Source organism: Haloarchaeobius sp. HME9146 (assembly GCF_025399835.1).
In the GTDB taxonomy this organism is placed as follows: Archaea; Halobacteriota; Halobacteria; order Halobacteriales; family Natrialbaceae; genus Haloarchaeobius.
The window spans coordinates 323,215-347,922 of record NZ_JAODVR010000002.1; the positions used below are offsets into that span (position 1 = coordinate 323,215).

General features: G+C 62.0%; 25 protein-coding genes. 14 read left to right on the top strand and 11 right to left on the bottom strand.

The window, feature by feature from the left end; all coding sequences use genetic code 11:
• Positions 1-320: 320 nt before the first annotated feature.
• Complete coding sequence (locus N6C22_RS19375) at positions 321-1,460, bottom strand: DUF1616 domain-containing protein (RefSeq protein ID WP_261652852.1); 1,140 nt, start codon at positions 1,458-1,460, stop codon at positions 321-323.
• Positions 1,461-1,945: 485 nt separating this feature from the next.
• Here N6C22_RS19375 and N6C22_RS19380 point away from each other — a divergent pair, with 485 nt between their 5' ends.
• Together N6C22_RS19380 and N6C22_RS19385 are read left to right on the top strand one after the other, a co-directional pair.
• Entirely contained in the window at positions 1,946-3,256 is a 1,311-nt protein-coding gene (locus N6C22_RS19380) for a serpin family protein (RefSeq protein WP_261652853.1), read from the top strand.
• Between the two features lie 112 nt (positions 3,257-3,368).
• Positions 3,369-3,872, top strand: coding sequence for a hypothetical protein (locus N6C22_RS19385; RefSeq protein WP_261652854.1), 504 nt, complete (start codon positions 3,369-3,371; stop codon positions 3,870-3,872).
• A gap of 48 nt (positions 3,873-3,920) precedes the next feature.
• Here N6C22_RS19385 and N6C22_RS19390 read toward each other — a convergent pair whose 3' ends face one another.
• The gene (locus N6C22_RS19390) at positions 3,921-5,984 is read right to left on the bottom strand and encodes a hypothetical protein (protein ID WP_261652855.1); all 2,064 of its coding nucleotides are present in this window, start codon (positions 5,982-5,984) and stop codon (positions 3,921-3,923) included.
• A gap of 98 nt (positions 5,985-6,082) precedes the next feature.
• On the opposite strand from N6C22_RS19390, the gene N6C22_RS19395 reads away from it, so the two are divergent.
• The 3 genes from N6C22_RS19395 to N6C22_RS19405 are packed head-to-tail and all read left to right on the top strand — an operon-like array spanning position 6,083 to position 8,798.
• The gene (locus N6C22_RS19395) at positions 6,083-7,495 is read left to right on the top strand and encodes a DUF58 domain-containing protein (RefSeq protein WP_261652856.1); all 1,413 of its coding nucleotides are present in this window, start codon (positions 6,083-6,085) and stop codon (positions 7,493-7,495) included.
• Entirely contained in the window at positions 7,492-7,950 is a 459-nt protein-coding gene (locus N6C22_RS19400; RefSeq protein WP_261652857.1) for a hypothetical protein, read from the top strand. Before N6C22_RS19395 ends, N6C22_RS19400 begins: the two co-directional genes overlap by 4 nt.
• Positions 7,947-8,798, top strand: a complete 852-nt coding sequence (locus tag N6C22_RS19405) for a hypothetical protein (protein WP_261652858.1) — start codon at positions 7,947-7,949, stop codon at positions 8,796-8,798. Before N6C22_RS19400 ends, N6C22_RS19405 begins: the two co-directional genes overlap by 4 nt.
• A gap of 97 nt (positions 8,799-8,895) precedes the next feature.
• Here N6C22_RS19405 and N6C22_RS19410 read toward each other — a convergent pair whose 3' ends face one another.
• From N6C22_RS19410 to N6C22_RS19425, 4 genes are read right to left on the bottom strand one after another with little or no spacing between them, the layout of a single operon-like run.
• Complete coding sequence (locus tag N6C22_RS19410) at positions 8,896-9,264, bottom strand: hypothetical protein (RefSeq protein WP_261652859.1); 369 nt, start codon at positions 9,262-9,264, stop codon at positions 8,896-8,898.
• 47 nt (positions 9,265-9,311) lie between these two features.
• Entirely contained in the window at positions 9,312-10,376 is a 1,065-nt protein-coding gene (locus tag N6C22_RS19415) for a CARDB domain-containing protein (RefSeq protein ID WP_261652860.1), read from the bottom strand.
• On the bottom strand, positions 10,369-11,397 hold the full coding sequence (locus N6C22_RS19420) for a hypothetical protein (RefSeq protein ID WP_261652861.1): 1,029 nt from the start codon (positions 11,395-11,397) through the stop codon (positions 10,369-10,371). The genes N6C22_RS19415 and N6C22_RS19420 overlap by 8 nt, the downstream gene beginning before the upstream one ends.
• Positions 11,394-12,980, bottom strand: a complete 1,587-nt coding sequence (locus N6C22_RS19425; protein WP_261652862.1) for a PA14 domain-containing protein — start codon at positions 12,978-12,980, stop codon at positions 11,394-11,396. Before N6C22_RS19425 ends, N6C22_RS19420 begins: the two co-directional genes overlap by 4 nt.
• Before the next feature lie 481 nt (positions 12,981-13,461).
• On the opposite strand from N6C22_RS19425, the gene N6C22_RS19430 reads away from it, so the two are divergent.
• Both N6C22_RS19430 and N6C22_RS19435 read left to right on the top strand, forming a co-directional pair.
• Positions 13,462-14,007: a hypothetical protein gene (locus N6C22_RS19430; protein WP_261652863.1), complete on the top strand. Its 546-nt coding sequence runs from the start codon at positions 13,462-13,464 to the stop codon at positions 14,005-14,007.
• 103 nt (positions 14,008-14,110) lie between these two features.
• Entirely contained in the window at positions 14,111-14,383 is a 273-nt protein-coding gene (locus N6C22_RS19435) for a HalOD1 output domain-containing protein (protein ID WP_261652864.1), read from the top strand.
• Between the two features lie 105 nt (positions 14,384-14,488).
• Here the strand turns inward: N6C22_RS19435 and N6C22_RS19440 are convergent, their stop codons facing one another.
• Entirely contained in the window at positions 14,489-15,277 is a 789-nt protein-coding gene (locus N6C22_RS19440; protein ID WP_261652865.1) for an N-acyl homoserine lactonase family protein, read from the bottom strand.
• Between the two features lie 140 nt (positions 15,278-15,417).
• Here N6C22_RS19440 and N6C22_RS19445 point away from each other — a divergent pair, with 140 nt between their 5' ends.
• On the top strand, positions 15,418-16,041 hold the full coding sequence (locus tag N6C22_RS19445; RefSeq protein WP_261652866.1) for a universal stress protein: 624 nt from the start codon (positions 15,418-15,420) through the stop codon (positions 16,039-16,041).
• Between the two features lie 134 nt (positions 16,042-16,175).
• Here N6C22_RS19445 and N6C22_RS19450 read toward each other — a convergent pair whose 3' ends face one another.
• Positions 16,176-16,376: a hypothetical protein gene (locus tag N6C22_RS19450; protein ID WP_261652867.1), complete on the bottom strand. Its 201-nt coding sequence runs from the start codon at positions 16,374-16,376 to the stop codon at positions 16,176-16,178.
• 98 nt (positions 16,377-16,474) lie between these two features.
• Between N6C22_RS19450 and N6C22_RS19455 the strand changes: the two genes are divergently transcribed.
• Positions 16,475-17,536: a zinc-dependent alcohol dehydrogenase family protein gene (locus N6C22_RS19455; protein ID WP_261652868.1), complete on the top strand. Its 1,062-nt coding sequence runs from the start codon at positions 16,475-16,477 to the stop codon at positions 17,534-17,536.
• Between the two features lie 287 nt (positions 17,537-17,823).
• Positions 17,824-18,276, top strand: coding sequence for an OsmC family protein (locus N6C22_RS19460; RefSeq protein WP_261652869.1), 453 nt, complete (start codon positions 17,824-17,826; stop codon positions 18,274-18,276).
• 482 nt (positions 18,277-18,758) lie between these two features.
• Here N6C22_RS19460 and N6C22_RS19465 read toward each other — a convergent pair whose 3' ends face one another.
• Positions 18,759-20,048 (bottom strand): MFS transporter, encoded by a 1,290-nt coding sequence (locus tag N6C22_RS19465; RefSeq protein WP_261652870.1) that lies wholly within the window; start codon positions 20,046-20,048, stop codon positions 18,759-18,761.
• Positions 20,049-20,134: 86 nt separating this feature from the next.
• Here N6C22_RS19465 and N6C22_RS19470 point away from each other — a divergent pair, with 86 nt between their 5' ends.
• Positions 20,135-20,869, top strand: a complete 735-nt coding sequence (locus tag N6C22_RS19470) for a helix-turn-helix domain-containing protein (RefSeq protein ID WP_261652871.1) — start codon at positions 20,135-20,137, stop codon at positions 20,867-20,869.
• A gap of 60 nt (positions 20,870-20,929) precedes the next feature.
• On the opposite strand, the gene N6C22_RS19475 is transcribed toward N6C22_RS19470, so the two are convergent.
• Entirely contained in the window at positions 20,930-21,571 is a 642-nt protein-coding gene (locus N6C22_RS19475; RefSeq protein ID WP_261652872.1) for a MaoC/PaaZ C-terminal domain-containing protein, read from the bottom strand.
• Between the two features lie 358 nt (positions 21,572-21,929).
• Here N6C22_RS19475 and N6C22_RS19480 point away from each other — a divergent pair, with 358 nt between their 5' ends.
• From N6C22_RS19480 to N6C22_RS19490, 3 genes are all read left to right on the top strand, one after another.
• A complete protein-coding gene (locus tag N6C22_RS19480; protein WP_261652873.1) occupies positions 21,930-22,931 on the top strand; it encodes a BtrH N-terminal domain-containing protein in 1,002 nt (333 codons plus the stop codon).
• Positions 22,932-23,018: 87 nt separating this feature from the next.
• A complete protein-coding gene (locus tag N6C22_RS19485; protein WP_261652874.1) occupies positions 23,019-23,495 on the top strand; it encodes a nucleotidyltransferase family protein in 477 nt (158 codons plus the stop codon).
• 21 nt (positions 23,496-23,516) lie between these two features.
• Positions 23,517-23,939 (top strand): DUF86 domain-containing protein, encoded by a 423-nt coding sequence (locus N6C22_RS19490; RefSeq protein WP_261652875.1) that lies wholly within the window; start codon positions 23,517-23,519, stop codon positions 23,937-23,939.
• 54 nt (positions 23,940-23,993) lie between these two features.
• Here the strand turns inward: N6C22_RS19490 and N6C22_RS19495 are convergent, their stop codons facing one another.
• A complete protein-coding gene (locus N6C22_RS19495; RefSeq protein WP_261652876.1) occupies positions 23,994-24,599 on the bottom strand; it encodes a hypothetical protein in 606 nt (201 codons plus the stop codon).
• Positions 24,600-24,708: the final 109 nt, after the last annotated feature.

Here is a 24,708-nt window from a genome sequence, read left to right on the forward strand (position 1 = left end):
GCCGTGGAAATCTACCCATCACGTGCACAGATTTACTGCAAGGATAAATATGTTATTGCCGAGACTTAACCCACAGCTAAAAAATAATGCTGGAATCGATAGGTTTGGGCCGTAGTACCATGATTTCTAATGGTGATATGCAACAGATATCAAATGAATATCATGCAATGGGAGGGCAATAATAGCACATTACTGTGACTACCAGTCATTTTTGTGGGGCTCTCCCGTCGGGATAGTCCCGAGGAAGTGCTAGAAGAGGTCCACGCCGGACCATCCGTGCACATAGTCGCCGTTCCTGAAGCCGGGAGTAGCAAGGCCAGTCAGCCACGCATTGCTCGGCCGGTAACGACCGGCCACGGGTTGGTCTTCGGTGCTATCTCTGATGCGTCCAGTTCTGACGGCGTGCCCGACAGTTCGACAATCGACGAATTCCCTGCTGAAACGTTCACCCACAGGTGTAACTCACGATATGAGTTGTTCACCGTCGGTTCCGCGGGAACGTCTTCCTTGTACAGCAAGAACACGACACGCTGGCGCTCACCGGTCATCGTTGGCTCCAGAGACACATTCCGCATGGCGGTCCCGTTCGGTTCGACCTGGGTACTGTAGCGTTGCAACTCCGTCTCCTCCAGCACGGAGACGTTGGTCCCGTTGTCGACCAGTTCCACGCGCTGTTGCTCGATCACCACCGAGTACCGAACCGTCTCGCCTTCGTGGTTCTGCATTCCCACGACGATGGGTTTCGACTCGCCACGAACGAAGTCGGTCGGATAGCCATCTGCAACCAGTTCACCATCTTCCCCTTCAGTCAGGACGTAGAACTCGGTGAACTGTTCGCCGGATTTCGGAACCGCAACCGCGTACGTCACACTACCCATCGCGACCAGAATCGAGACCACCAACACGACGTTCAACACGGCGTCCGCCCGAGAAGCTGGCTCCAGCATCTCCTGGCGAACTGCACCAAACCACTCCTGGTACGCGACCTCGAAACGGTCGTCAGGCTCGAGTACGCGCCGGCGATTCGCAGCCACCACTACCGACCCCAAGACGAGCAGGTCGAGGCTCGCTACAATCGGCGCAAGTCGAATTCCGAAGGGCGTGAAGTTCAGCACGAGCCCGACTAGCGGGACCAGCGCGATACTCAACCCGAACGAGAGTGCGACGCGCTCGATTCCATCGATCCCAGACCCACGATCACCCATTCCGTCTTCCTCCGCATCATCGTCCGCCACGGGTGACTCACCTTCCTCGGGGAACAGCGCAGCCACGAACGCATACCCGGGAAGGAACAGCACGAACGGCAATCCGAGGACGACACGGAGTGGCGTATCTTTCACGACTGGCAGAAACACCGAGAGCGTCGTCGCGAGCGTCAATATGACAACGACCGCCAGGTCGGCGGGCATCTCGCGGACGTCTTTCGGGAGGAGCAATCGCCAGTCCGGGTCCTCGGCCATCGTGCGCCAGTATCGCCCCTGTATGGTTAAGCGGTGTGGTTGTCATCTCAACAGCTTACATTGGCGGGGGAGTACCGCAGGCAGTTCAGGGAACCCTCAATTCGACCAACTTCCCTTACAACGATATTCCACCCGTTTGCACGAGTTCGGGGTGAATCCGATACCGGGGAGATAGATTACCCGTTATTGCTGGGGGGCGCTTCTGAGAGAGTGAGGGTGAGGAAATCACCCCTGACCGATTCCCGAACGAGCCGGTCTGTCACACGCTTTGGTCAATCCGACCGAAACCCTGCATTTCAGTGCAATTGGGGCCGTCGCGCTGCCTCGCGACGGTCCAACGACTTCTACCAACGAACGAGCAGAGGCCATGGGGTCGAGCTTCAACTACTGGTTTCGATTCCATCACCGGTTTCTCTCGAATACAGGCTCAAACCGCGGTTTTAGGTAAGCGAGCCGAGATATACTCACAGGTCCTCTGTACCGACATGAACCGCTGGCACCGCAGAGACGTGCTCGCACTCGCGGGTGCGCTCTCTATCCCCGCACTGGCCGGCTGTCTCGGCGACGGCGGCCCCGAGATGACACCAGGACTCCTCGCCTCCGACCTGCCCCGCGACACCGACCCGACCGTCTCAGACGAGATGCTCCGAGAACAGGTCCGAGCGAACACCGCGTTCGCGCTCGACCTGCACCACAACCGAGTCGCAGCAAACCCCAGTGAGAACTTATTCACTTCGCCGCTCAGCATCTCGCTCGCGATGGCGATGATATGGGCCGGTGCGCGTGGTGAAACCGAGACGCAGATCGCCGAGACGCTACACTACCTCGAGGACCAGTCAGACCTCCACCCGACGTTCAATCGGCTGGACCTGGCCCTGGACACGCCAGACGACGCGGAAGACGAAGCGTTCCGGCTCGACATCGTGAACGCCCTCTGGGGACAGACGGACTACCCATTCGACGAGGACTACCTCGACACAATCGCACTGAACTACGGGGCTGGCCTGCGCACGCTCGACTTCGCCGGCGAATCGGAAGCAGCCCGCGAGACCATCAACGACTGGGTCGCCGACCAGACCGAAGACCGTATCGAGGAGCTGCTGCCCCAGGGCTCCATCGACCACCTGACTCGACTCGTCGGTACCAACGCGGTCTACTTCAAGGCGAAGTGGGCCAGCACCTTCGCGGAGGAGGCCACCGTCGACGGAACGTTCACCGCACTCGATGAGAGCGACTCACCGGTCCGCCTGATGAGCCAGTCGCACTCGTTCCCCTACGCCGAGGTCGACGGTGTGCAGGCGGTCGAACTCCCCTACGAGGGTGGCGAGGCCAGCATGGTCGTCGTCCTGCCGCCCGAGGGCGAGTTCGAGGCGTTCGAGCAGTCGCTCGATCCAGTTGGCCTGCACAGCCTGTTCGACGCGCTCGAATCCCGAGCTGGTCGTGTGGTCCTCCCGAAGTTCACTTTCGGCTCGAAGGTCGGCCTGAGCCAGGCCCTCAAAGACCTCGGAATGCCAGACGCGTTCGATCCCATGCAAGCGGATTTCTCGGGCCTACTCGAATCCGGGGAGGGCGAACAGCTCGCGATCACGGACGTCCTCCACGAGAGCTTCGTCGCCGTCGACGAGAAAGGGACCGAGGCGACGGCCGCAACGGGTGTCGTCGTTGGGACGACGTCTGCGCCCCTCAATCCCTTCGAGTTCGTCGCCGACAGGCCGTTCCTGTTCGCCATCAGGCACCGCGACACCGATTCGGTGGTCTTCCTGGGCCGGCTGGTGGACGCTGCGTCTCTGCAATAAGACATATTTGTCCCCAATCCGTCATTATACCGGCAGATGACAACCCGATTGAACGTCCTTCCACAGCATCAAAGCCACATACCTTCATAAGGTCCCGAGGGGATGATTTGGCATGGCCTGGCCACATCCAATTACGATTATCGGTCTACTGGGGGGTGGAATCGCGGCGTTTGGAATGGCCGCGCTGCTAGACGAGTTGAACTCGAAGGCACCACTCCCTTCCGACCAGTTCCTGGCTCGGACGATCGGTGACGGCAATCCGTACGACCACGATGTTTCGGGAGTCCTCCTCTACCTGTTCTACGGCGCGTTCGTCGGTGCGCTCTTCCCGACGTTCTTCCACGGTCTCGTCGGTTTGGAGGCTAAATACATCACGACCGTCCCGAACACACTCGCAACCGGACTGGCGTTCGGAATCCTGCTCCTGGTACCCTGGGCCCTCCTCGGTGCTGCCGGTTTCGTCACGTTCCCAGAACTTAATTTGTCCAGAGACGGGCCGATCAAAGAGCACACGCTTGTTTCGATTGTGGCTGCCCACCTATTCTATGGCCTCATACTGGGAATCATCACTGGCCTTTCCGAGCCAGTCTGGTACGTCCTCCCCAACCTCCTCTGACACAGAAACCACCGTCTCCGCTCCTCGACGACTCGATTTTCTCGACCGTCAGTTCTCGTCGAACCGACCAAGAATCGTCTCCGCGCTCTCGATGATACGAGTCGCGTCCTCGTTCGAGAGCCCTTCGGAAGCGAACGCAGCAATCTCGAAGCCACCGACGACGATGATCAGTTCACGGTCGAGGTCAGGCATTGCTTCTGTGACGGTCTTCCGGAACTCGTCGTGCGTCGCCGTCGCAGACACGTCGACGACTCTGGGAAGGTACTCGCGAATACTCAGATAGGCGTCGATGGCCACACCATCAGGGTCGTCGTACTGGTCTGCACGGTCTGGAAGCGCAGCGAGCAAGGCACTGGCATCTCTGGCCGGGTCGAAATCACCGGAGACCGCAGTACTCTCGGTATCGTCAGTGTGCACAGGCTCCGGTGAGACCTCCGTCTGGGTAACAAGCCCACGGCGCACGATGACGAATCCGACACCACCCAGTGCGAGCACAACCACGGTGACGCCGCCGATCAGGAGCACCGGGAACCCCCCTTCTGTGCTCCCAAGAGAGATAGTCCGCTCCATGTCTGTAGACGCGAGGTTCGTCCCCTGGCCATCGAATGCTGCCGAAACGATGACGGACCCAGCGGAACCCGAGGGGAGTTCGAGAGTCTCCCGATACCGACCCTCGGTTCCAGTCTCGAGCGTCGCGACGGTCGTCTCGTTCATCCGAACGACCACTGTTTGGTTCGCCAGGGGATCACCTTCGACCGTATCCAGTTTCCCGGCGACCTGTACCACGTCCTGATCCGGTGTCACCGAAAGCGAGAGTTGTGTATCCGTCTCGGCGACAGTGAGCATCGCTTCTCGCGTCGACAGACCGACCGCCAATCCGTCACTCCCAGCCTGCACAGTCATCGACTGCTCGCCAGACTCGATTCCAGCGTCGACTCGGCGACTGACCGTGAACGTCCCCGACGAATCAGTTCGTGTCTGGATGGTCCGACCGCCGAGGGAGAACACGACCTGCGTCCCGGGAACTGGCGTCCCATCCACAGTCACGGTCCCCGAGACGACGACGGTCTCGTTGTATCGGACCGACTCGGGCACGGACTCAAGCTGGACCGTCGGCGTCACGGCTTCGATTGTAACAGGAACAGTGTCGATAGACGCGAGGAACGCACTCGACTCACCGGGGACGTACCGAACTGAGACGCTCGACGCGTTCGCTTCAACATTGACCGGTCGATACCTCGTCTCGAACCGACCCGTCTCGTCCAGCGAAACCGTCCGGTTCCGCGTCCCGATTTGGAGTGTCACTGTCTCTGGGAGCGAACGGTTCTCCGCAGCGCGCAACTGCCCAGTCACAAGCATCGGGTCGTCGAAGGCGACCGTCGAGGCGTTCGCCTCGACCGAGAGCGTGGTCTGGGTGAACTCGGCCTGTCGAATCTGCTCGGTCTCCTCGGAGACGTTCGTCGTGACGTTCTCGATCTGCTGTTGTGCGTCGGTGAAGTCCTCTCCAGTCGCGTTCCCGAGACCCTCGTACTCTGCTGTGAGGTTCTGGCTCGTCGCGGAGAGCTGGTTCGAGAGTCGGTCGAGTTCGCGTGCGAGTTCGCGGGCCCGCTCCTCGTTCCCGTTCTGCTTCGCCTCCTGGTACGCCTCGTACGTCTCCTGGTACTCGGAACTCGTGTTCGCGTACTCGCGCTGCTCTTCCTGTGCGTCCTGCAGACGCTGGGCGACACGGTCGTCGTCCTCAGAATTGGTCTGCCCAGCTACGTCGACGTACTGTGAGAGGTAGTCGTTGTACTGGTCGCCCACCAGCCCGCGAGCGCGTTCGTACTCGCCCTGGCTGATCTGGACCGTACTTTCGCGTAATGAGCCAGCGAGTTCGCGCGACAACCAGCCCTCGACCGCTCCCAAATCGCCGTTCTGACTCACCTCGTCCGGGTTCCTGTGTTGGGGCTGCTCCGTCGAGTTGTTCGGCTGGAGTCCCACGTCGAGGACAGGGCCAGACTCGCCACCCGCAACCCCGTCGGGCCCGCCAGCCCCCGAGACGACTGCGGGTGTCACCAAGGATAGCACCAGCAGTACGGAGAGGAGGGCGCGACCCGACGGAGCAGCTTCCATTCGTCGCCACCTTCGGCACGGTCCGGTAAAACCTCTTTTGCCATCGGTCCCCGAAACGACCGTCAGTTTCAATGCGGGCGGGCGATTCTGCTGGGGTGATGCGAGCGACGCGGCGGTTCTGGGCGACCGCAGGGGTGTCCATATCCCTGGTCGGCCTCGGGGCCGTGCTTTCCGAGCTTTCCCTCGTCCTCGGTGGGGTCGCAGTCGGGTCATGGCTGCTCGCCCACCAGATCGCCTTCGTCACGAAGACGAACGCGGTCCTCGACGAGACCACGGTCACCCAGTCACTCACGCCGCGTCGCGTCCTGGAATCACAGCCCGTCCGAATTCGCGCGTCCCTTTCCCTCCCCGACGACAGCGGCCCGCTCCGTCGCGTCGATCTCGACGTCCCCATCGCCGCGGAGACGAGCGGCGAGACGACGCTCGACATCGACGGCGACAGTACCTCCCTCGCAGTTGCCTGCTCGGTGTCGGTCGCCGGCCGCTACACCGTGGGCGAACCCACACTCACGTTCCGCGATTCCCATGGCCTCTTCGAGACGAGCGTCACCGACGGAAATACGGAGTCGTTCCGGGTCGAGCCGAACGCGCCACGGGACGCACGGGTCGGCTCCGGAGGCGACCAGATATCCGTCGGGTACGGCGAACACGAGGCGAACCGCGGGAGCGGTGGGCTGGACCCTGGCGAGCTCAGAAAGTACCTCCCGGGGGACCCACGGAACCGAATCGACTGGAAGGCGACTGCACGCAGGGGCGAGCCGTACATCCGCGAGTTCGAGTCGAGCACGGACCGCGAGACCATCATCTTCCTCGACCATCGGGCCTCGACCGCAGCGGGACAAGCGGGACGAACTCGGTTCGACTACCTGCGAGAGGTGGCCCTCTGGTTGCTCGACCGGGCCCGTGACATGGACGACCCGGTTGGACTGGTCGCGGTCGGTGACGAGGGCGTGACCAGCCGAATCCAGCCTGGTGCCGGCATCGAACAGTATCGGCGAATCGAGACCGCGCTGTACGACCTGGAGCCGACCGAGGCACCGACTGGGCGGACCCCAACCCGTCAGGCTGAGGCGACGCGACAGACTGCCGCACGACTCGCGACCGACGAGTCCCCGTTCGGGCGGACGCTCGAGCCCTACGTCGGGAACGCCGAGACGTACGTCGAACGTGTCGAATCCGACCCGCTGTTCACTGCAGTCAAGACGACTCTGTCGAGGGTGTCAGGTGACCCGTGGGTCCTCTTGCTCACGGACGACACCAACCGTGCGGAGGTGTACGAGACCGGGAAACTCGTCAGGCGACTCGGTGGATACACCTCGGCGTTCATCGCGCCGGGCAGCCTCTACCAGGGGCGTGGCCTGCCGGATGCGGAGACGACGTACCGCGAGTACCGTGACTTCGAGGAGTTCCGGAGACAACTTGGCGGCCTCGAGCGGGTCGACGCCTACGAGGTGACGCCCGGCGAGGCAGTCCAGTCGGTGCTCCAGCAGCGACAGGAGGCGAGACGATGAACCTGCGACACACCATCCAGAGTCGCTGGCTCGCCATCGTGGGCATCCTGCTGGCCAGCGCGGGATTCGTCCTCCAGTCTCCCGTGGGCATCGTCGCGGCTGGCCTGTTGGTCATCGCCGCAGCGTTCACCCCTGCACCCCTGGCGGTCGCATTCGGGCACGTCTCCCTCGCGGCGCTGTTCGAGCCAGCCCTCGGCGTCAGACTGCTGCTCGCGGAGGCTGGCCTGCTCGTCCTCCTCCTCGACAGTCTCCCGTCACTCCGGACCGCAACTGGTCGGCAGGCAGTGACGGTCGCCTCCGTCGTCGGTGCTGCAGGGCTGGCTGGCTACACGTACGGCCTCCGAACAGACATCGCGAGCTGGTTGCTCGTGCTGGGACTGGTCGCCGGAGTAGCGCTAGTTCTTTACGCGGTCCACCGATACCAGAAGGTGACACTGGGGATGGTCGACGCATGAGCACGGAACTCACGCAGGCCGATGATGCGACGACAGCCGACACGGCCAGCGACGCCGTCGACTCCGACGAACTCACGGCCGAACTGGAGGTGCTCCGCGAGGAGAACCGCCGGCTCCGCGAGGAGTACCGGCGCGCCACCCAGGCGACCTATCGAAAGACGGCTGCTGCCCTCGCGGGCATCGGCCTGCTCGCGCTGGCCGTCGCCGCGATACTCCCCTCGGTCCGCGACGTCCTCGTCATCGTCGGCGCGATCGGCGTCTTCGGGGGCGTCCTGACCTACTACCTCACGCCCGAGCGCGTGCTCTCGGCCACGGTCGCAGAATCACTGACGGACGCACAGACCGCAGTCACAGAGAACCTCATCGACGAACTGGGTCTCCAGGACCGACACGTCTACGTCACTCGCGAGGGGACCGGTCGACTGTTCCTGCCCCTGCACGCCAACTACGTCATCCCCGACGACCTGCGCGACACCTTCGTCGTTCCCGAGGACGAGACCGGCCGCGGCGTCGCGCTCACCCCGAGCGGTGAGTCACTCTACCGAGAGTTCGAGCGTGCCTCGACCGTCGGCGACCTCGAGGACCCGAGTTTCGCGCTGGCTGACGGCGTGGTCGAGCAACTGGAACTCGCGGATTCCGTCGAGCCCGAGGTCGACCGCGAGGAGGGACGGGCATCGTTTGCCATCGGCGGGCTCGCCATCCCCGGCCTCGACCGGCCGGACCACCCCGTCGTCTCGTTCCTCGGCATCGGACTGGCCGCGTCGTTCGACCAGGCTGTGACGGTCGCCTCGGTCGAGCCGACGGACACTGGTGGAACCGTCACGTTCACCTGGGACCCGCAGGCCTGAGGCACAATCCAGTACGTCACGTCTGTCAGTTTCTGCCGAGAGTTATGGTCGCGCCGGTAGCATCGAGACGTCGCCTTGGCGGGTGACTGTACTGCAGTTAGAGTAGACCGCTCATCGCGACCAGTCCGAGCGCGACGAACAGCCCTCCGATACCGAGGACACCCTTTCCCGCGGGTCTGGAGGGCCAGATATCATCGTCGTTTCGTGGGTTTCGTTCGTGACGGAGCAATATCGCCGCGCCGATTGCCAGACCGACGAACGCCTGGACGAAGTAGAGATTCAGCCCCAGCGTCAGGGTGAGAAACAGTCCACCGAGGTATGCCGCTGGCGTGAACAAGAGTTGTGGCCACGGGTCGACAGCGAACCGATCGAAGAGAACGAGAAACAGTGTCGGGTGGTACCAGGACGCAGTCCCGACGAACAGGAGGAAGCCGCCGATTCCCAGACCGATGAGTAGGTCCATCATAGACCACCCAAACACACACCGGATAAAAATCTCTTACCCCAAGCCGTTCAGGGGTTAGCTTCGATACTATTCGCGATGATAGACTGGATTTCGCGGGCCTCAGCGGTCACAACTCCCGCCCGTTGTTCGGGGATCTGCTTGCCACCGAGCGCATCAGCCTGCGTGGCGACAGTTCCAACGAGGCTGGACACGCTTTCGAGTTTCTCGTTGGCCGACTTCGTCTGTCCCCGCTCGACTCGTGTTTTGACCTTCTCGAGTCGTTTTCGGACTGTTTCGAGTTTGTTCTCCAGCCCACTCTTGCCCCCATTCGACCCACCGTTCTGCTTGCCCTTGGTACCGTTCTTGGAGTCGTCTCCGGCACCACTCTCCAGATTACCGACGACCTCGAGGAGTCTATCGGTCTCCTCGATGGCCTCGATGAGGTAGTCACCTTTCGAGACCGCCGTCACGACTGACCCGGCAGTGTCTCCGATGTCGTCGTTAGAAGCGTTCACCTCGACTGGGACCGGCTGGTCCGCGGTCGCCCTCCCGGAGACGCTGATGGTGACCCTGTCGCCGCCAGAGAGACTCGGGAGTTGAGTGGGGTCGACGCCGACACTGTCAGGTGAAACCGTGACGTCAAGGGCGTCGGTGGGGGCAGTCCCCAGGTTGGTCGCTTCGACGGTGATCGAGAACGTCTGACCCTTCGGCACCGTCAGTTGTGACGGTGCTGAAACCGCCAGGATTGGACGGACAGCCACGTTGTCGGCACGCTCTCTGAGTTTCGATGCCACACTGTCGACGGTCTCGTGGGCCTCGATGACCGCGCCGATGCTTTCGGCGAGCGTCTGCGGTTCGACGTTGTCGGTCACGAACGACATGAACTTCACGTTGAACTCAAGCCGTGCCTGCTGTGCCGTCGTGACTGCTCGCATGTACTGCTGGGCCGTCTGGTTCGCCTGGGTGGCCGGGTCAGTCTGTTGTGCGACTGCCCGGGCGAGCACCTGCACGCCCTCCTCGGTCGTTTCCTGCTCGTTGAGTGCTGTCTCGACACCGTCGTACTTGTCCAGTGCCTCCCCAGTTGCGCCCCGCTGAAGAGCGTCCTGGAAGGCAAGGAGTCGGTCGTCAGTCAATGGAAACACCTCCGAGGTCGGTCGTCATGATGGAACCTGTCCCGGCGAAGTTGATGTAGTCGAGGACGTAGAGGCTCCCAAACCCGGCAGCGATCTGGACGAGGTCGATGATGGCCTTGGTGACCGAGATAATCAGCGCGACCTGTGCCGCCACCATGCCCACGGTGATGAGCCCGAGCGACCCGATACCGGTCACGATGAGCGCGCCGGCGATTACGAAGGACAGCGTTGAGGCACGAGTCGCCAGGTCAGCCGCGTCATTGAGCACGTCCTCCTGAAACTCGTCGACGCCCTCGTAGATATCGAGGATGAGCGACGAGAAGTCGTCTGCACCTTGGGTGAGTGCAGTCACGACCGAATCGCGGGTCTGTGCGTCCTGTTCGGTCAGGGACCCGAGTTCGGCTTCGAGTTCTTCGACGCTGGCGTCGAGCGACGTCCCGATTCCGGCTGCGCCATCGATTCCGAGCCCGGATTCGTCGATGACTTCGTTCAGGTCGTCGAACAACGGCACTTCGGGGAGCGAGATCGCCGTATCGTCGATGTGGAGCGTGAGTTCGTCCGGGAGATTCAGTGTCCTGTCGATGTACCAGGGAACCATCTCGTCTGGGAAGTCCAGCGATGCGGTGAACTCGGGGATCTGGATCTGGTCGGGTGTCGGAAGCTGGATGTCCGGTACCGCGGAGTCCGGCGTGTCGAAGCTGGCTTGCTCGAAGACGAACTCTTCGACTTCGTTCGCGATCGGGTCGATAGCGTCGCTCACGGCACCGGCGAGTCCCAGTTCGGTTGCTGCCTGTTCAGCCGAACCGAGGGACGACCCGCGTGCGCTATCGGCGATCTGCTCGAGGTCGTCGGGGTCGCTCGCACGGATGCGGTAGTAGCTCTGAACCTGGATACGACGGACCAGACGCTCGAGGCCGGACCCGATGCTAGAGACGAGGTAACCCCGACCCCGGAGAGAATCGACGAGGGGTCTGACGACTCCGTAGAGACGGTCAAGGATGCCACCGAGTGCGCGTTTCAATAGCCCCCTGTGTACCGGGTGATCAACTCCGTCGATATCAGCTTCAGCAGTGCTCCCAGGTCCTTGACGATACGTCGAACAATCGACCCATCGCCAATCGTCGGCCCGATAGCTGCTTTCGTCACCTCCTCAGCGGCGACGAGCCGCTCCATCGCTTCCAACTGCTGCTGAGGAGCCGCCGACACACTCCCTGACGCGTCCGGGTCGATGGCGTCCACGAGTGACTCGGCGACCTCGTCGACTCTCGAGGCCTCGTCTCCCAGGATGGGACGCGTCACGTCCCGGATATCCTCGATGAGTCCTCGCTTCTCACCGATGAGTGCCTGGAGGTCACCGTCTGGGTCGCCCGGCGATGTTCCTCCTTCGGGGCGACGGACCCTCGGTGTCAGCCGGTCGTCCACCGAGAGTACCATATCGGAGCCCGATGTCTGCCGTTCGGCGAAGAAGACGTCCAGGTCGTAGGTCCCCGGTGACAGTGACTTCTGGCCGGACCGTCTACGTGTCCCGTGTTTCCCACCGTTATCGACGACGAGGTCGCCGTCGACGAACACCCACGACTCGTCGTCCGAGGTCGTCGCGAACGAGAAGGTCCCCTCGGATTCGACCGTCACACTGGCCGTCCAGTGGACGGCGAAGTGGAAGGGGTCGCCCTCGAGTGAGTTCACGATGGGGAAGAACTCCGCTCCGAAGTCTATCTGCTCGTCAACTTCGGTTTTCGATAGTCGCGAGTCATCGAACCAGTCGAACTGCTGATACGCGGCCTCACCACGGTCCGTCAGACTGAGCGGGAGCGTGGATTCGACACGGCCGGTGTCGGGCAAGGACGACCCGGAAGACTCCATGTCCGGGTGGTTCTCTGAAAGGTTGTAGTACCTGCCGAAATACCCCTCGTCAGACCGTTGCCACCCGATATTGGCGTGCTGAATCCGGAAATCGCGACCCTTCGCACCGTTTATCATTATGCCCGCACCGCGTGCTTCAGTGCCGGGAGCAGAGCCGGTGCTTTCAGCGGTCGGCTCATTCGGTCGGGACTGCCCATCTTCCCACATCCGTGCAGAGTACCCACCTGTTCCGTCGTGTTCGATCTCGTATCGGTACCACGTGTTTTCACTCCAGTTCACCGACTGCGAGGACTCGACCGTATCGATGAGTTCCCCAGAGATGGAGACGTCCTTCGACCTGCCCTCAGAATCGCGAAACCCGAGACTCAGGCGGAGCGGGGTATCACTCACACCGGAGTCCGTGTACAGGTCCACTCCGTGCGTCTGGAACGTCGAGTTCAGTGGGACAGCCGCCGTGTGGAACGCCCCTTCGAGCGACCATGGTCCATCCCATCCGTCGAACCGTTGACCCCAGCCGAGGATACCGGCAGTCCCGCCGCCTGTGGTCTCACGAACCTGCAGTGCCTTCGAGCCGCCATCTGGCGTGGTACGAGAGACGACCTGCGCGTTGAAGTCACCCTCGTACCGGTACACTTCCCACCCAGGGTCGGAGCTATACGACCCGTCTTCCCAGTCGTCGTAGAAGGTGAACTGTGAAGACGAACTACTGGCAGCGGAGACGCTCTTTGCCGAGAATCCCAAGCCGGCCAGGAGGCCAGTCGACTTGAGAAGGCGTCGCCGCCCCATAGATAATTGGTTATTTGACATTACGTGCCAGAAATGATAACCAATCATGATAAATGTTACTCTGGTACTGACCTGTTCGACTACGGAAACTCAGACCACACACTAAATCGCCATCTTTCGGAGGGACAACTCCCTCTCAGCAACGAGCGAGATGTTTCAGCATGCTGGGCAGACGGAGACGTGTGACAGGCGGAACCTCGGCCTAGGTCTGCTCTCTGGATAGCAACACGAAGAGTTCCAACGCGGTACACCGGACGAATCAGCCCCAGTGGAACCTTGTGAGAAGTGCGGTAGGCTTGTCCTCTGTTCCAAGTGGGCTCTCCCGAGTGACACACAAACGAGAGTCAACTACGTCGGGCCTACGCTCGTATCGGGACATCCCCGAACCAACCTGTAAGTGCCGTGGTTATCCCTGAATATAGCATACTGATACCAAATGACGGCCCTCGCACCCGGGGGGAGTGCTGCCGTCGAGCACCTGCTTTCGACCCACTTCAGCCTCGACTGGTACATCCATTCCTGGTTCAGCTCACCGCTGGAGGTACACTCCACAGAGCTTGGTGTCTTCGCAGGAATCGTCCTCGCGATGCTGATTCTCCGGGGGCACATCGCGGTCGCGCTCGGACTGATGGTCTACCTGTTGATATTCGCACTCGGGTTCCCGAACGGCGAGTGGCTGTGTTCGTCCGCCCCGGATAACTGCGTGAGCAACGCGGTTCAGGGCAAGCCCTGGTATTTCCTCATCGGGATGTTGACCACGATGTGGATCATTCCGGGCGTGATATCCACCCTGTCGCGCAGACGCTCGTCCGACCTCGCGACCCAACTCGAACAGGTCCGCGACACGCTCGGCGACGACGCGACGCTCGCCGAGGCGATGGCGTTCCTCTCAGGGAACGAGCGCGACACCCGAGCTGGGAACGTGCAGTACACGGACGGCGGGCAGGACGACACCGAAGAGCGGAACCCCGGAGAACTGTGATTTATTAAAGATATCGGCCGATGGTCCGTGTTTTCCGTCGATAATCACCGGGCGATAACCAGTAAAAATATATGATACCGATAGTTACCTGTGGAGTATTGTTATGGACGAAATCCAGTCGGCTTCGGGCCAGGTCCGGGGTGGGGACTCCAGTGACCGTTTCGTCGATATCGTCTTAGCAGTTGCCGAGTTTCGCGACGTCGATCCGCTCGAATTGCCACCGATCGGTGAGGTGATCGATACAGACGCGTTAGACAAGGTCCTCGACACAGAGCCCGACGACACGACCTTCGATGTCAGTGTCGCGTTCGGCTACGCGGACTGCTTCGTCACCGTCTACTCCGACGGAACCATCGACGTCGACTCGATGCCCTGAGCCGCTCCCTCCGAACCGATACCAACACCGTACTCGCTGTCGTTCTCTTGCTTCTCTCTTCGCAGGTCCAGATTTCCTGACTCAGTCCACCACTGGCTGCCTGGCCTACAGCTGGTCGACGGTCGCTATCGCATCCGGGTCGTGTCCCACGACCACGGTCGCGTCGAACCGCGTCGCCAGATCGTCCAACCGTGCACAGCTCTCCAGCCACAACTCCTTGTTCCAGAGCAGTGAACCGCCCATCGGCCGCCGTTCAGTCCAGTTCTCCTCGACGTAGCCGATATCGCCAGCCAGAATGACGGGTCCATCCGCACGGTCGATGACCGTCGCGACGAGGCCGGGTGAATGCCCGGGGAGGTGGAACAGGTCCACATCGGGGAACGGACTGGCGCGCGGCCCCGAGACGAGCTGCCAGTTCAGCTCGTGGTCGAAGTCGCCTTCCAGATACGCCTCGTCCCCGTGGGCGGTCTTCGCGCTCACGTACGCGAACTCGAACTCGTCGCGGTGGACAAAGATTGGAACCTCGGTCCCTTCGAAATTGTGTAGGCCCCCCGCATGGTCGAGGTGGAGGTGGCTCATGACCACGGCGTCGATATCCTCCAGCGAGTACCCGACCGACGCCAGATCTTCCGACAATGGCCGTGCCCCCTCGTGGGTGAACGCGTCGTACATGTCGGCCGGCCAGTGCCCATCACCCGCGTCGGGATGCGAGCCGGTGTCCCAGAGGATGGTCGCGTTGGGGTGGTCGATGACCACGTTGTAGACGGGACAGCGGCGACGCTCGTGACTCGGATTCGGGTCCGAGGCGGTCGCGACGGCTGCCCCCTCGAAGATGAACGACTCGTCGGCGACGATGTGCCCGCGAGGGACGGGCGTGAGGTCGATACTCGACATAACGATGAATGAGTGGCCAGCCCGGAAACGGTTTCTGGAGACCAGCGAGCCCACGCGCTTGCTGGCACATTCTCACAACGATGGAACCATGTCCCACATATATCAGCAGGGAGACCGAAGAACCAGGTGGAGTATCGACCATGTACGAGCACATCCTGGTTCCGACAGACGGTAGCCCCGGCTCCGAGAACGCCACCAAACACGCACTCGAACTGGCCGAGCGATTCGGCTCGACAGTCCATGCGCTCTACGTGGAGAGCCCGCAGCGTGACTTCCAAGAACTCGACGGGCGACCGAATCCACCATCGAGTGACGAGGCACTCGCGAAGGTGACCGACGTCGCCGAGAGACACGACGTCACAGTCGAGACCGCCGTCGAGGTCGGCGCACCCCACGAGCGCATCCGGGCGTACGCCGAGGAGAACGACATCGACCTCATCGTCCTCGGGACCCATGCACGGACGGGCGTCGACCGCTACCTGCTGGGGAGCGTCACGGAGCGGGTCATCCGGACCGTCGACACACCCACGCTCGTCGTCCGGCTCGACAAGTCGGACTTCGTGGTCAAGACGGCAGAGCAAGCGATCGACCTGTCCGTCGAAGCCCTGCGCGAGGAGGGATACACGGACATCTCGGTCGACGAAGACCCCTACCGCGAGGAGCCGCTGTGGGTCGTCCGCGCGGACGCTGACGGCGAAAGTCGAACCGTGTACGTCGACAACCGGAGCGGGAACACTCGGGTGCTCGGCCGTCGAAAGGAATGACCCAGAATCGGGGGGTCGCTGAACTGGCGGATTCCTTCTGATTTGCTACCGTTCTCGCTGCAACAGTCGGTCGTCAGAACCGCGTACTACCGACGTGACCAACTCTCCACTACCGAGAGGACTCCAGTCTAATCCTACCTGTTCGCCAGTGAGTTATCAACGGTTCGTAGCAACAACAGACCCGCGGCGAGAATCGAGAATATGATAAACACGACAAGTTTCTCGAAGGCGAACTGGTTGTGTTCCCAGACGCTCGGTTCGAATATGAAGAACGCCAGAAGGAGTTCCACTCCCAGCACTTGACCGGTCCATTTGAGCGCAGGTACGAGCTTCACTTTGTCTAGTCCAAGAGTTCAGCCCGTAATCAGTTTGGTGTCTCAATTTTCAACAGGGTCGCTGAACTGTTAAGCCGCCCGCGTGGCATTGCACTGCCATGCGCGCACTCGTACTCGAGGCCTACGGTGAGCCACTCGTTCTCGAATCAATCGACCCACCCGAACCGGCTCCGCATGGAGCGGTCATCGACGTGGACGCCTGCGGCATCTGTCGGAGCGACTGGCACGCCTGGCAGGGCCACGGCGAGTGGGCCGACGACCAGGTCCCCCTCGGGCAGGTACTGGGCCACGAACCCGCGGGAACCGTCGTGAAAGTCGGCGACCAGGTCTCCGAGATCCAGGTCGGTGACAGGGTCGCGGTCCCGTTCAACCTCGGCGACGGCACCTGTCCGCAGTGTCGCAACGGCCACGGGAACGTCTGCGACGACGGCTACGCCCTCGGGTTCGAGGCCGATGCACCGGGCGCGTTCGCCGAACAGGTCCACGTCCCCCACGCCGACTTCAACGCGGTCAGCCTCCCGGACGGAGTATCCGCAGAGGACGTGGCCGCACTCGGCTGTCGATACGTCACAGCCTTCCACGCGCTCTCGCACCGTGCCGAGGTGCAAGGTGGCGACTGGGTCGCCGTCCACGGCTGTGGCGGCCTCGGCCTCGCAGGCGTGCAGATCGCGTCGGCGCTCGGGGCCAGCGTCGTCGCCGTGGACGTTCGCGAGGAACCCCTCGACATGGCGACCGACCTCGGGGCGGACGTGACGGTCGACGCCACCGAGGTCGACGACGTGCCAGCCGAAATTCGACACCGGACCAATGGAGGAGCCGACGTATCCGTGGATGCACTCGGCCGCGCCGAGACCTGCCGAAACAGCGTCGAGTGCCTCGCCACACGCGGCACACACGTCCAGCTCGGGCTGACCACCGAGGCGGAGAAGGGCGAGGTCTCGCTCCCCATCGACGCGATGACGCGCTGGGACGTTGACTTCCTCGGGTCGCGGGGGATGCCGCCCTCGCGGTACGACGAACTGCTCACGATGATGGCCTCGGGCCGCCTCGACCCGGCCGCACTCGTGACGAAGCGTGTCTCGCTGGATGCGGTCTCGGACCGACTCGGCGCGATGAGCGAGTACGAGACTGCAGGGTTTGAAGTTGTCACAGAGTTCTGACGGCGAGCCTCTCTGTTCGGGTGGGAGTGGACATGACTACCGGATTCCTCCCACGGCTCAAGCCGTGGGGTTCCTCCTCGCATCCATCTGAAATGCGACCTGCGTACATCAGCGATATCGATTCCAATACTTGCCGAGATGGATGACTCCGCCGGACTCCCCATCTGCGGCAATCCAGGAGTTTGAGTTGTTGTAAACCCCAAATCGGTGAGAACGAGCGTCATGGACGGCAGCGTATCTGACCACAGTCGTTCGCTTGATGGGGTGACGTCTCGTCGACCTACTCCATGAGCGAGGCAGACCACATAGAACGGTTCGCAGTATCGGCCGAAAGTGAGAGCGAGACGAAGACGGTCGTCGAGTCGCGTAACTTTGAATTCGTCGTTGATGAGCCATCGTCACTGGGGGGCACGAACGACGGACCAAACCCTGTCGAATACCTCATTGGAGCGTGGGCCGGCTGTCTCAACGTCGTGGTGCACACCGTCAGCGAAGAGCGCGGGATCGATCTTGAAAGCGTCAAGATAGAGATCGAAGGCGACCTCGACCCACGGAAGTTTCTGGGCCTCAACGAAGACGTCCGAGCGGGCTATCAGGAGATCAACGTCCGGATCGAAATTGAATCTGACGCCGACGAGGAAGCTCTAGAAGCGTTAGGCGTGGAGGTCGAGGAACGCTGTCCCGTCGGCGACAACATCGACAATCCGACTCCAACAGATGTGGCCATCGAAGTGGCTTGAACAATCACTCGACGGGGTGGCTGACCGCGTCGCCGCGATGACTACGAGACCCAGGGCGTCGAGGTCGTCACCGAGTTCTGACGCCGAGCCTGTATTTTCAGGAGCATTCTAGAGCCTAATCCTGAACTGACACCGTCAGTCCAGTAGTGGCGGGTGCTGATATTACCGCACAAGCACCCAGAGACCTGCACTACCACCCATAGAAGAACAATCACAGGCGCCGAACAATCAATCCTGAATAGATATCAAGTAATACAATTATCGTTGACTGCATCATTGTCGAACTTGCAGTTACCCCTCAAATACCGACTCGCATCTTCGAGACGGTGAGACCTGTTACAGGGAGCTGTATCTCTCATGTTCAGGGGCAACCCGCTCCACCACTGAGGTGGAGTCTACCCCCCAACATCCATTCGGTGTCAGTACATCTAACCGCTACTTGAGGTTTTACTAGCCTCGCCAGATAGAGCCCTCACCGGAGATCAATCGTCCGATACTGTCCGACCTCGTGACTCCGGCGCAGGCGCGGGTGGTTCGTGCGTTCCGAACTCGGGGTGGGTCTCCTCCATCCACAGGTACACGACCGCCCCGGAGACCAGCATCGACACCCCGGTCAGGTAGAACGCGGCCTCGGCGTTCACGAACTCCATCGAGAGCCCGATGACGACGGCACCCACGGCGTAGCCCGAGTCGCGCCACATTCGATACACGCCCATTCCGGCCGAGCGCCACGTCGGGTGCGCGGCGTCGCTCGGGACCGTCATCAGGTTCGGATAGAGCAGTGCCATCCCGATGCCGGAGACGGCGGCCATGGCGACCCACGGGAGGTACCCCTCGACGAACACCATCCCGAGCACGCCCGCTGCCGCGAGGAACATCCCCGCGATGACCGGGGGGCGACGACCGATACGGTCTGCCAGTCCACCCGTGCCAATCTGCAGGAAGTACATCGCGCTGTGGACGCCGATGACCACGCCGACCGCACCGATGCCCAACCCCTGGCTCGTCAGGTAGAGGGGCACCGCGATCCAGAACAGCGTATCCACGAAGTTCTCGATATGGCCGGCCTGGGCCGCGGCGAACAGCGTCCGGTCGCCGTACGTCGCACGCTTCAGGACCGCCCCGAACGAGAGGTTCGCGTCGTGGTGGTCGTCGTCACCCTCCGCCTTCGCGTACTGGACGGTCTCGCGTATCAGGAACACCGATATCAGGAAGGCCAGCACGACCACGACGGCGAGGAAGTAGAACGGCTCCGGTCGAAGTCCTGTCCGGGCTGCAATCGCGCCGGTGACCCACGCACCCACCGCGACACCGGTGTAGCCGAACGCCTCATCGATACCGACCGCGAGGCCGCGCTGGTCCGGGCCCGCGAGGTCGATCTTCGCGTTGATGGCCATGCTCCACGTCAGCGCCTGGTTGATTCCCAGGAGGACGTTCCCGACCGTGATCCACGCCCAGTTGGGTGCGAAGACGAGGATGAGCGGGAGCGGCAGGGCAGTCACCCAGCCGAGGACGAGAACTGGTTTGCGGCCGTACTCCTCACCCCACTTGCCGGCGTAGAGGTTGAGCAGCGATTTGACGACGCCGAAGGAGACGACGAATGAGCCGATGACGACCACGGATTCCACCCCGAGCACGTCCCGGCCAAGAACCGGGACCACGGCACGCTCGGAGCCGATGGTGAGTCCGGTCGCGAACACCAGCAGGACGTGCAACGAGAACTGGCCGATGTGCGCACGGATGCCCTGTTCCAGGTCTGTTGCTGCACTCATTGCCCATCCGTTGTGCGAGTACCCGTGAATCAGTAGTGCCGGACATGACCGGCACCCCTATTCACGCGGCGGCCTACATTCCACCCATGAGTCTGTACCAGGCCTCGTTCCGGGTGCGACACGAGTGCCCGTATCGCGACCTCTCCGAGCGCTACCCGGACCTCACCATTCGCGAGTGGTACCTCAGCGAGTGCCAGGTGCTCGAGATAACGTCTGCCGACACGCCGACCGAGCAGTTGCTCGAGGACATCAGGGAACTCGGGACGGTCCTCCACGAGTCGGTCGACGAGTCTGGTGTCCACGTCGTCACGCAATCGTGTCTCTGTTCGCTGGAGGGTTCCATCATCGAACGGTTCGAAGACCACGCGTGCCTCTACCAGCCACCCACGGTCCATCAACAGGGCTGGGAACACTACACCGTCATCGCGTTCGACGAAGGTGACGTGCGTTCCCTCCTCTCCGAACTCGACGCCGACCGCGATATCGAGGTACTCTCGAAGACCGCCCTCGCCGAACAACAGGTCCCCCACAGCATGCTGACGCCGGTCGACCAGCTGTTCGAGGGGCTTACCGACCGACAGCTGGCCGCCCTCCAGCTCGCCCTCGAACGTGGCTACTACGAGCAGCCACGGAAGACGTCGCTCCGTGACCTCGCTGCCCAGACCTCGGTCGCGCGGTCGACGTTCGAGGAGCATCTGCGCAAGGCCGAGAACAAGTTGCTCACGAACGCCGGGCAGTTCCTCCGGTTGCTGACCGCGATGTCGTCGGGCAACCCGCTGCAGGTCGACCGGGACGCTCCCGCGGTAGATACTGCGGACTGAACCGTGTAGACGGTTTACACGGTCTACACCGTTTTTCCTTCGAGAACGGTGTGGACAGCCTCACGAGAGGCTCGGGAGCGGGTCGACCAGCACGACTGCCGTGCCGTCGATGACGGTCTTACCCGCATCGTTCTCGATGCGCGTCGAGAGTTCGAAGCGGCGCTCGCCGAGGTCCTCGAGTATCTCGCAGGTGGCGTGCATCGTCTCCCCGATGTCGACTGGTCGCTCGAATTCGAGGTTCTGGGAGAGGTAGATGGTCAATCCCGGGAAGCAGGCGAGTGCCGCACTGATGAGGCCGGAGACCAGCGTCCCGTGAGCGATCCGGTGCCCGAATCGTGTCTCCGTGGCGAACGCCTCGCTGAGATGGAGGGCGTTCGTGTCCCCGGTCGCCTCCGCGAACGTGCGCACGTCCCCCTCGGTGAGGGATCTGGTGAACGTCACGCTGTCTCCGACCGAGAGCTGCCCAGGATGCTGAATCGACAGGTCGAACGCTCCCCTGGCTCGCCCGTACGGAATCCGGGGGACCGTCACCGAACCCACATGGCTAAGATGTGGCTGTGGCTGGTTCACGTACTCCTCCGGAGCCGTCTGAAAGAGCTCGCGACAGTCCTGCGAGCAGAAGGTGTAGGTCTCGCCCTCGAACCGCACCGTCTCGGCGTCCGCTTCCTCGACGTCCATCCCGCAGACCGGGTCGATTGGCATGGATATTGACTCCAGTGACTCCCCCTCGAGGCACTGCTGTCGAGTACGGGGTCCACCACTATCGCGGTTGCCCGGACGGCTCCGGGGCTAGACTGCCGGGAACTAGCCACATCGGCCCCACGTTTTTCGGCGGCGAGCGACACGTCCCAGACGGCACATGGCCAACTCCGAGCCCGTGCAGTGTCCGATGTGCGGCTGGACCGGCACCGATTCAGGCCTGGAGCACAGGAACGACCAGACCGTCTGTCCCGTCTGTCACGACCCGGCCGCGGGGTGAGATAGCCGCGGCCACGACGCCCCGTCGTCGGTGCGACGACGAGTCGGTACGATTTTCGCATCGGCACCACTCACAGTGACCATGCTCAAGGGATTCGCACACGAGACCGGCAATCACTGTGGGTCCACCTCCCTCCGCGACGTCTCTGACTTCCGCGAGTGGGGCCTCTCCGAACCGCTGTGTTTCGGCATCGGTGCCGGCCTCGGGTTCAGCTACATCGAGAGCGACGACTCCCCGACCCGCCAATTCGTGGGACGCTCCCCCTGGCTGGAGTCCGGCTTCTACGACCACCTCGGTATCGCCTTCGAAGAGCGCCGCGGGCAGTCATTCGACGATGCGTGGGCGGGTATCAGAGACCACCTCGACGCGGGTCGACCGGTCCTCCTGTTCGTGGACATCTACTATCTCGACTACTTCGACTCGGACGTCCACTTCAGCCCCCACATCGTCGTCGCGGTCGGCTACGACGACGATGCCGTCCTGCTCGCCGACAGCGAGTTCGACGGCATCCAGCGCCTCCCCCTCGACCAGCTGGCCGACTCGCTCGACTCTGACCACGGCTTCTTCGGCCCCATCGAGAACCACTGGCTTGCCCCCACTGGTGAGGAACCGACCCGCCCAATCGCGGACGCGATTCACGACGGTCTCGCCCTCACGACCAAGACGATGCTCGAGCCCGAGTCACTCTCCTTCGCGGGCGCGGGTACGCACGGACTCGACGGTATCCGCGCCTTCGGGCGGGACCTTCCCGACTGGAACGACCTGCCGGATGCGACCTGGTGCACCCGCTTCGCCTACCAGAACGTCGAGAAGCGCGGAACCGGTGGCGGCGCGTTCCGCGGGCTGTTTGCTCCCTTCCTCGACGAGGCCGCGGCGTACACGGACGTCGTCGACGAGACCATCGTCGACGAGGCGTCCGAGATTGCCGAGGACTGGTCGACCATCGGCCAGAGCCTCAAGCGTGCCGGACTGGCCGACGACGAATCTGACGCACGCGAGGCGTACGAGGAGGCCGGGTCACAGATGCTCGCCGTTGCTGACCGGGAAGAAGCACTGTACGAAACGATTCGGAATCGGCTCTGAGCCGTCCTCTCCACGAGCACCCGAGACGATTCCGGAGATCGAACCACCAAAACTGGTTTTATCGTTGTGGGTTTATCTCCGGATAGGATGTCCGACCATCCCGATTCGACGCCCTCAGGGTCAAAGTCACGCAAGCAGCCGTCGGAGCGGGTAGTGGACATCGAGCCAGTCCGGAGCGTCCTTGAGCGTCATCCGGTTTCGCTTGCAGTTCTTTTCGGGTCGCAAGTCGAGGGGACGGCCGATGCACAGAGCGATATCGACATCGTAGTCGAATTCGATTCGGTCGAGGACACGGGCACAGCGGTTCTCAGACTCATGTCGGATTTGTCGATAGCACTCGACCGAAACGACATCGACCTCTCGCTCGTCTCTGACCTGAAGCCCAGGGTAGGACGAGCAGCGTTTGAGACTGGAATCCTTCTGGTCGGGACACCCAGGCGAGCAGCACAACTCCAGGACAAATTCGAGCAGCAGGTACAGACTGATACCTCGACCGAGTCACTCCGTGCCCGCTTCGATGCTGCGCTGGCGAATATCGACGACCTCGTCGACGGTGAGGCCTGATGCCGGTCCACGACGCAGACCGTGTCGAAACACTCGTCGAAAAGGTCGAGTTCGTCGAAGAGTGTCTCGATTCTCGCATCGAAGCAGGTCATCTCTCGTGAACAATACCGAGAGGACATTGAAACCCGAGATATCGTTGGGCGACGGTTCGAGAAGGCAACGCAGGCCTGTATCGACATCGCGAGAATGCTCCTGAAAGACATCGACGGCAGGGCACCGAATTCGAACCCCGGTTCGATGCAACGATTAAACGAAGTCGACGTCCTATCTGCGGCCGTTTCAGAAGAGATGCAACAAGCAGCGTTGTTCCGGAACGTCCTCGCTCATGAATACGGTGAGGTACTCAATCACGATATCGTCTATAGCGCATTGCAGGACTTGGAGCGCTACCGCCAGTATCTCCACGAGGTTCGAGCATACCTCGAGCGAGTTGATGCAATCTAACTTCTGATTCGCCGGGGAGTTTGTTCGCTTGGCATTTTTCGACGGTACTCCAACTTAACTCGCCTTGTCACCCTCTTTGGGCTCGGTCCTCTCGAGGTCGACCGATTCGTACAGGTCGCGCACCCGCTTCTGGACAAGCGCGATGATGTCGTCCATCCCTGCGCCACCCTCGTCGTGTTCGTCGTCCGGGTGGCCGTAGTAGTACGGTTTCGCGGGCTGGAGTTCCTCGATGAGCTTGAAGTTCACCACGGCACCCACGACCAGTGCCACGGCGAGTAGCCAGTGGGGGAGGACGATGACGAGCAGTATCGTGAGCGGCCCGTACGCGAAAAAGGAGAGGAGCTTGAACTCCGGCCGTTCCACGGGGATGTTCTCCATGTACGCGTAGAGGCCGAACAGCCCGAGGATGATACCGAGGTCGAGATACAGCCCGACCCACAGGTCCGACGAGCCGGAGACAATGACGTGGACGAACAGGGCCATCGCGCCGGTGATGGGAGTGACCCGGCTGACGTACGTCTTCTCGATGAGGATGCCGCTGACCAGAAGCATGAGCTGGAGGAGTGGCACCGCGAGCCACCAGGGCAGGTTCTCGGCGACGACGAGCGGGAGCATTTGAGAGATGGGCGTGACCGGTCGTTCCCATACGTCTCCGGGCATACACTATCAAGATTGTTGCCGTTTCGCCCGTTTCGCACCCGTTTTCTGTCGAATTTGTACCGACCCACCGTTCGTTCAATGGGGTATTCACGAGAATCCGAACCATGGG

Coding starts and splice junctions, on each gene's coding strand:
- N6C22_RS19375 (WP_261652852.1), bottom strand. CDS start 1,460: ATGGCCGAGGACCCGGACTGGCGATTGCTCCTCCCGAAAGACGTCCGC.
- N6C22_RS19380 (WP_261652853.1), top strand. CDS start 1,946: ATGAACCGCTGGCACCGCAGAGACGTGCTCGCACTCGCGGGTGCGCTC.
- N6C22_RS19385 (WP_261652854.1), top strand. CDS start 3,369: ATGGCCTGGCCACATCCAATTACGATTATCGGTCTACTGGGGGGTGGA.
- N6C22_RS19390 (WP_261652855.1), bottom strand. CDS start 5,984: ATGGAAGCTGCTCCGTCGGGTCGCGCCCTCCTCTCCGTACTGCTGGTG.
- N6C22_RS19395 (WP_261652856.1), top strand. CDS start 6,083: ATGCGAGCGACGCGGCGGTTCTGGGCGACCGCAGGGGTGTCCATATCC.
- N6C22_RS19400 (WP_261652857.1), top strand. CDS start 7,492: ATGAACCTGCGACACACCATCCAGAGTCGCTGGCTCGCCATCGTGGGC.
- N6C22_RS19405 (WP_261652858.1), top strand. CDS start 7,947: ATGAGCACGGAACTCACGCAGGCCGATGATGCGACGACAGCCGACACG.
- N6C22_RS19410 (WP_261652859.1), bottom strand. CDS start 9,264: ATGATGGACCTACTCATCGGTCTGGGAATCGGCGGCTTCCTCCTGTTC.
- N6C22_RS19430 (WP_261652863.1), top strand. CDS start 13,462: ATGACGGCCCTCGCACCCGGGGGGAGTGCTGCCGTCGAGCACCTGCTT.
- N6C22_RS19435 (WP_261652864.1), top strand. CDS start 14,111: ATGGACGAAATCCAGTCGGCTTCGGGCCAGGTCCGGGGTGGGGACTCC.
- N6C22_RS19440 (WP_261652865.1), bottom strand. CDS start 15,277: ATGTCGAGTATCGACCTCACGCCCGTCCCTCGCGGGCACATCGTCGCC.
- N6C22_RS19445 (WP_261652866.1), top strand. CDS start 15,418: ATGTACGAGCACATCCTGGTTCCGACAGACGGTAGCCCCGGCTCCGAG.
- N6C22_RS19455 (WP_261652868.1), top strand. CDS start 16,475: ATGCGCGCACTCGTACTCGAGGCCTACGGTGAGCCACTCGTTCTCGAA.
- N6C22_RS19460 (WP_261652869.1), top strand. CDS start 17,824: ATGAGCGAGGCAGACCACATAGAACGGTTCGCAGTATCGGCCGAAAGT.
- N6C22_RS19465 (WP_261652870.1), bottom strand. CDS start 20,048: ATGAGTGCAGCAACAGACCTGGAACAGGGCATCCGTGCGCACATCGGC.
- N6C22_RS19470 (WP_261652871.1), top strand. CDS start 20,135: ATGAGTCTGTACCAGGCCTCGTTCCGGGTGCGACACGAGTGCCCGTAT.
- N6C22_RS19475 (WP_261652872.1), bottom strand. CDS start 21,571: ATGCCAATCGACCCGGTCTGCGGGATGGACGTCGAGGAAGCGGACGCC.
- N6C22_RS19480 (WP_261652873.1), top strand. CDS start 21,930: ATGCTCAAGGGATTCGCACACGAGACCGGCAATCACTGTGGGTCCACC.
- N6C22_RS19485 (WP_261652874.1), top strand. CDS start 23,019: ATGTCCGACCATCCCGATTCGACGCCCTCAGGGTCAAAGTCACGCAAG.
- N6C22_RS19495 (WP_261652876.1), bottom strand. CDS start 24,599: ATGCCCGGAGACGTATGGGAACGACCGGTCACGCCCATCTCTCAAATG.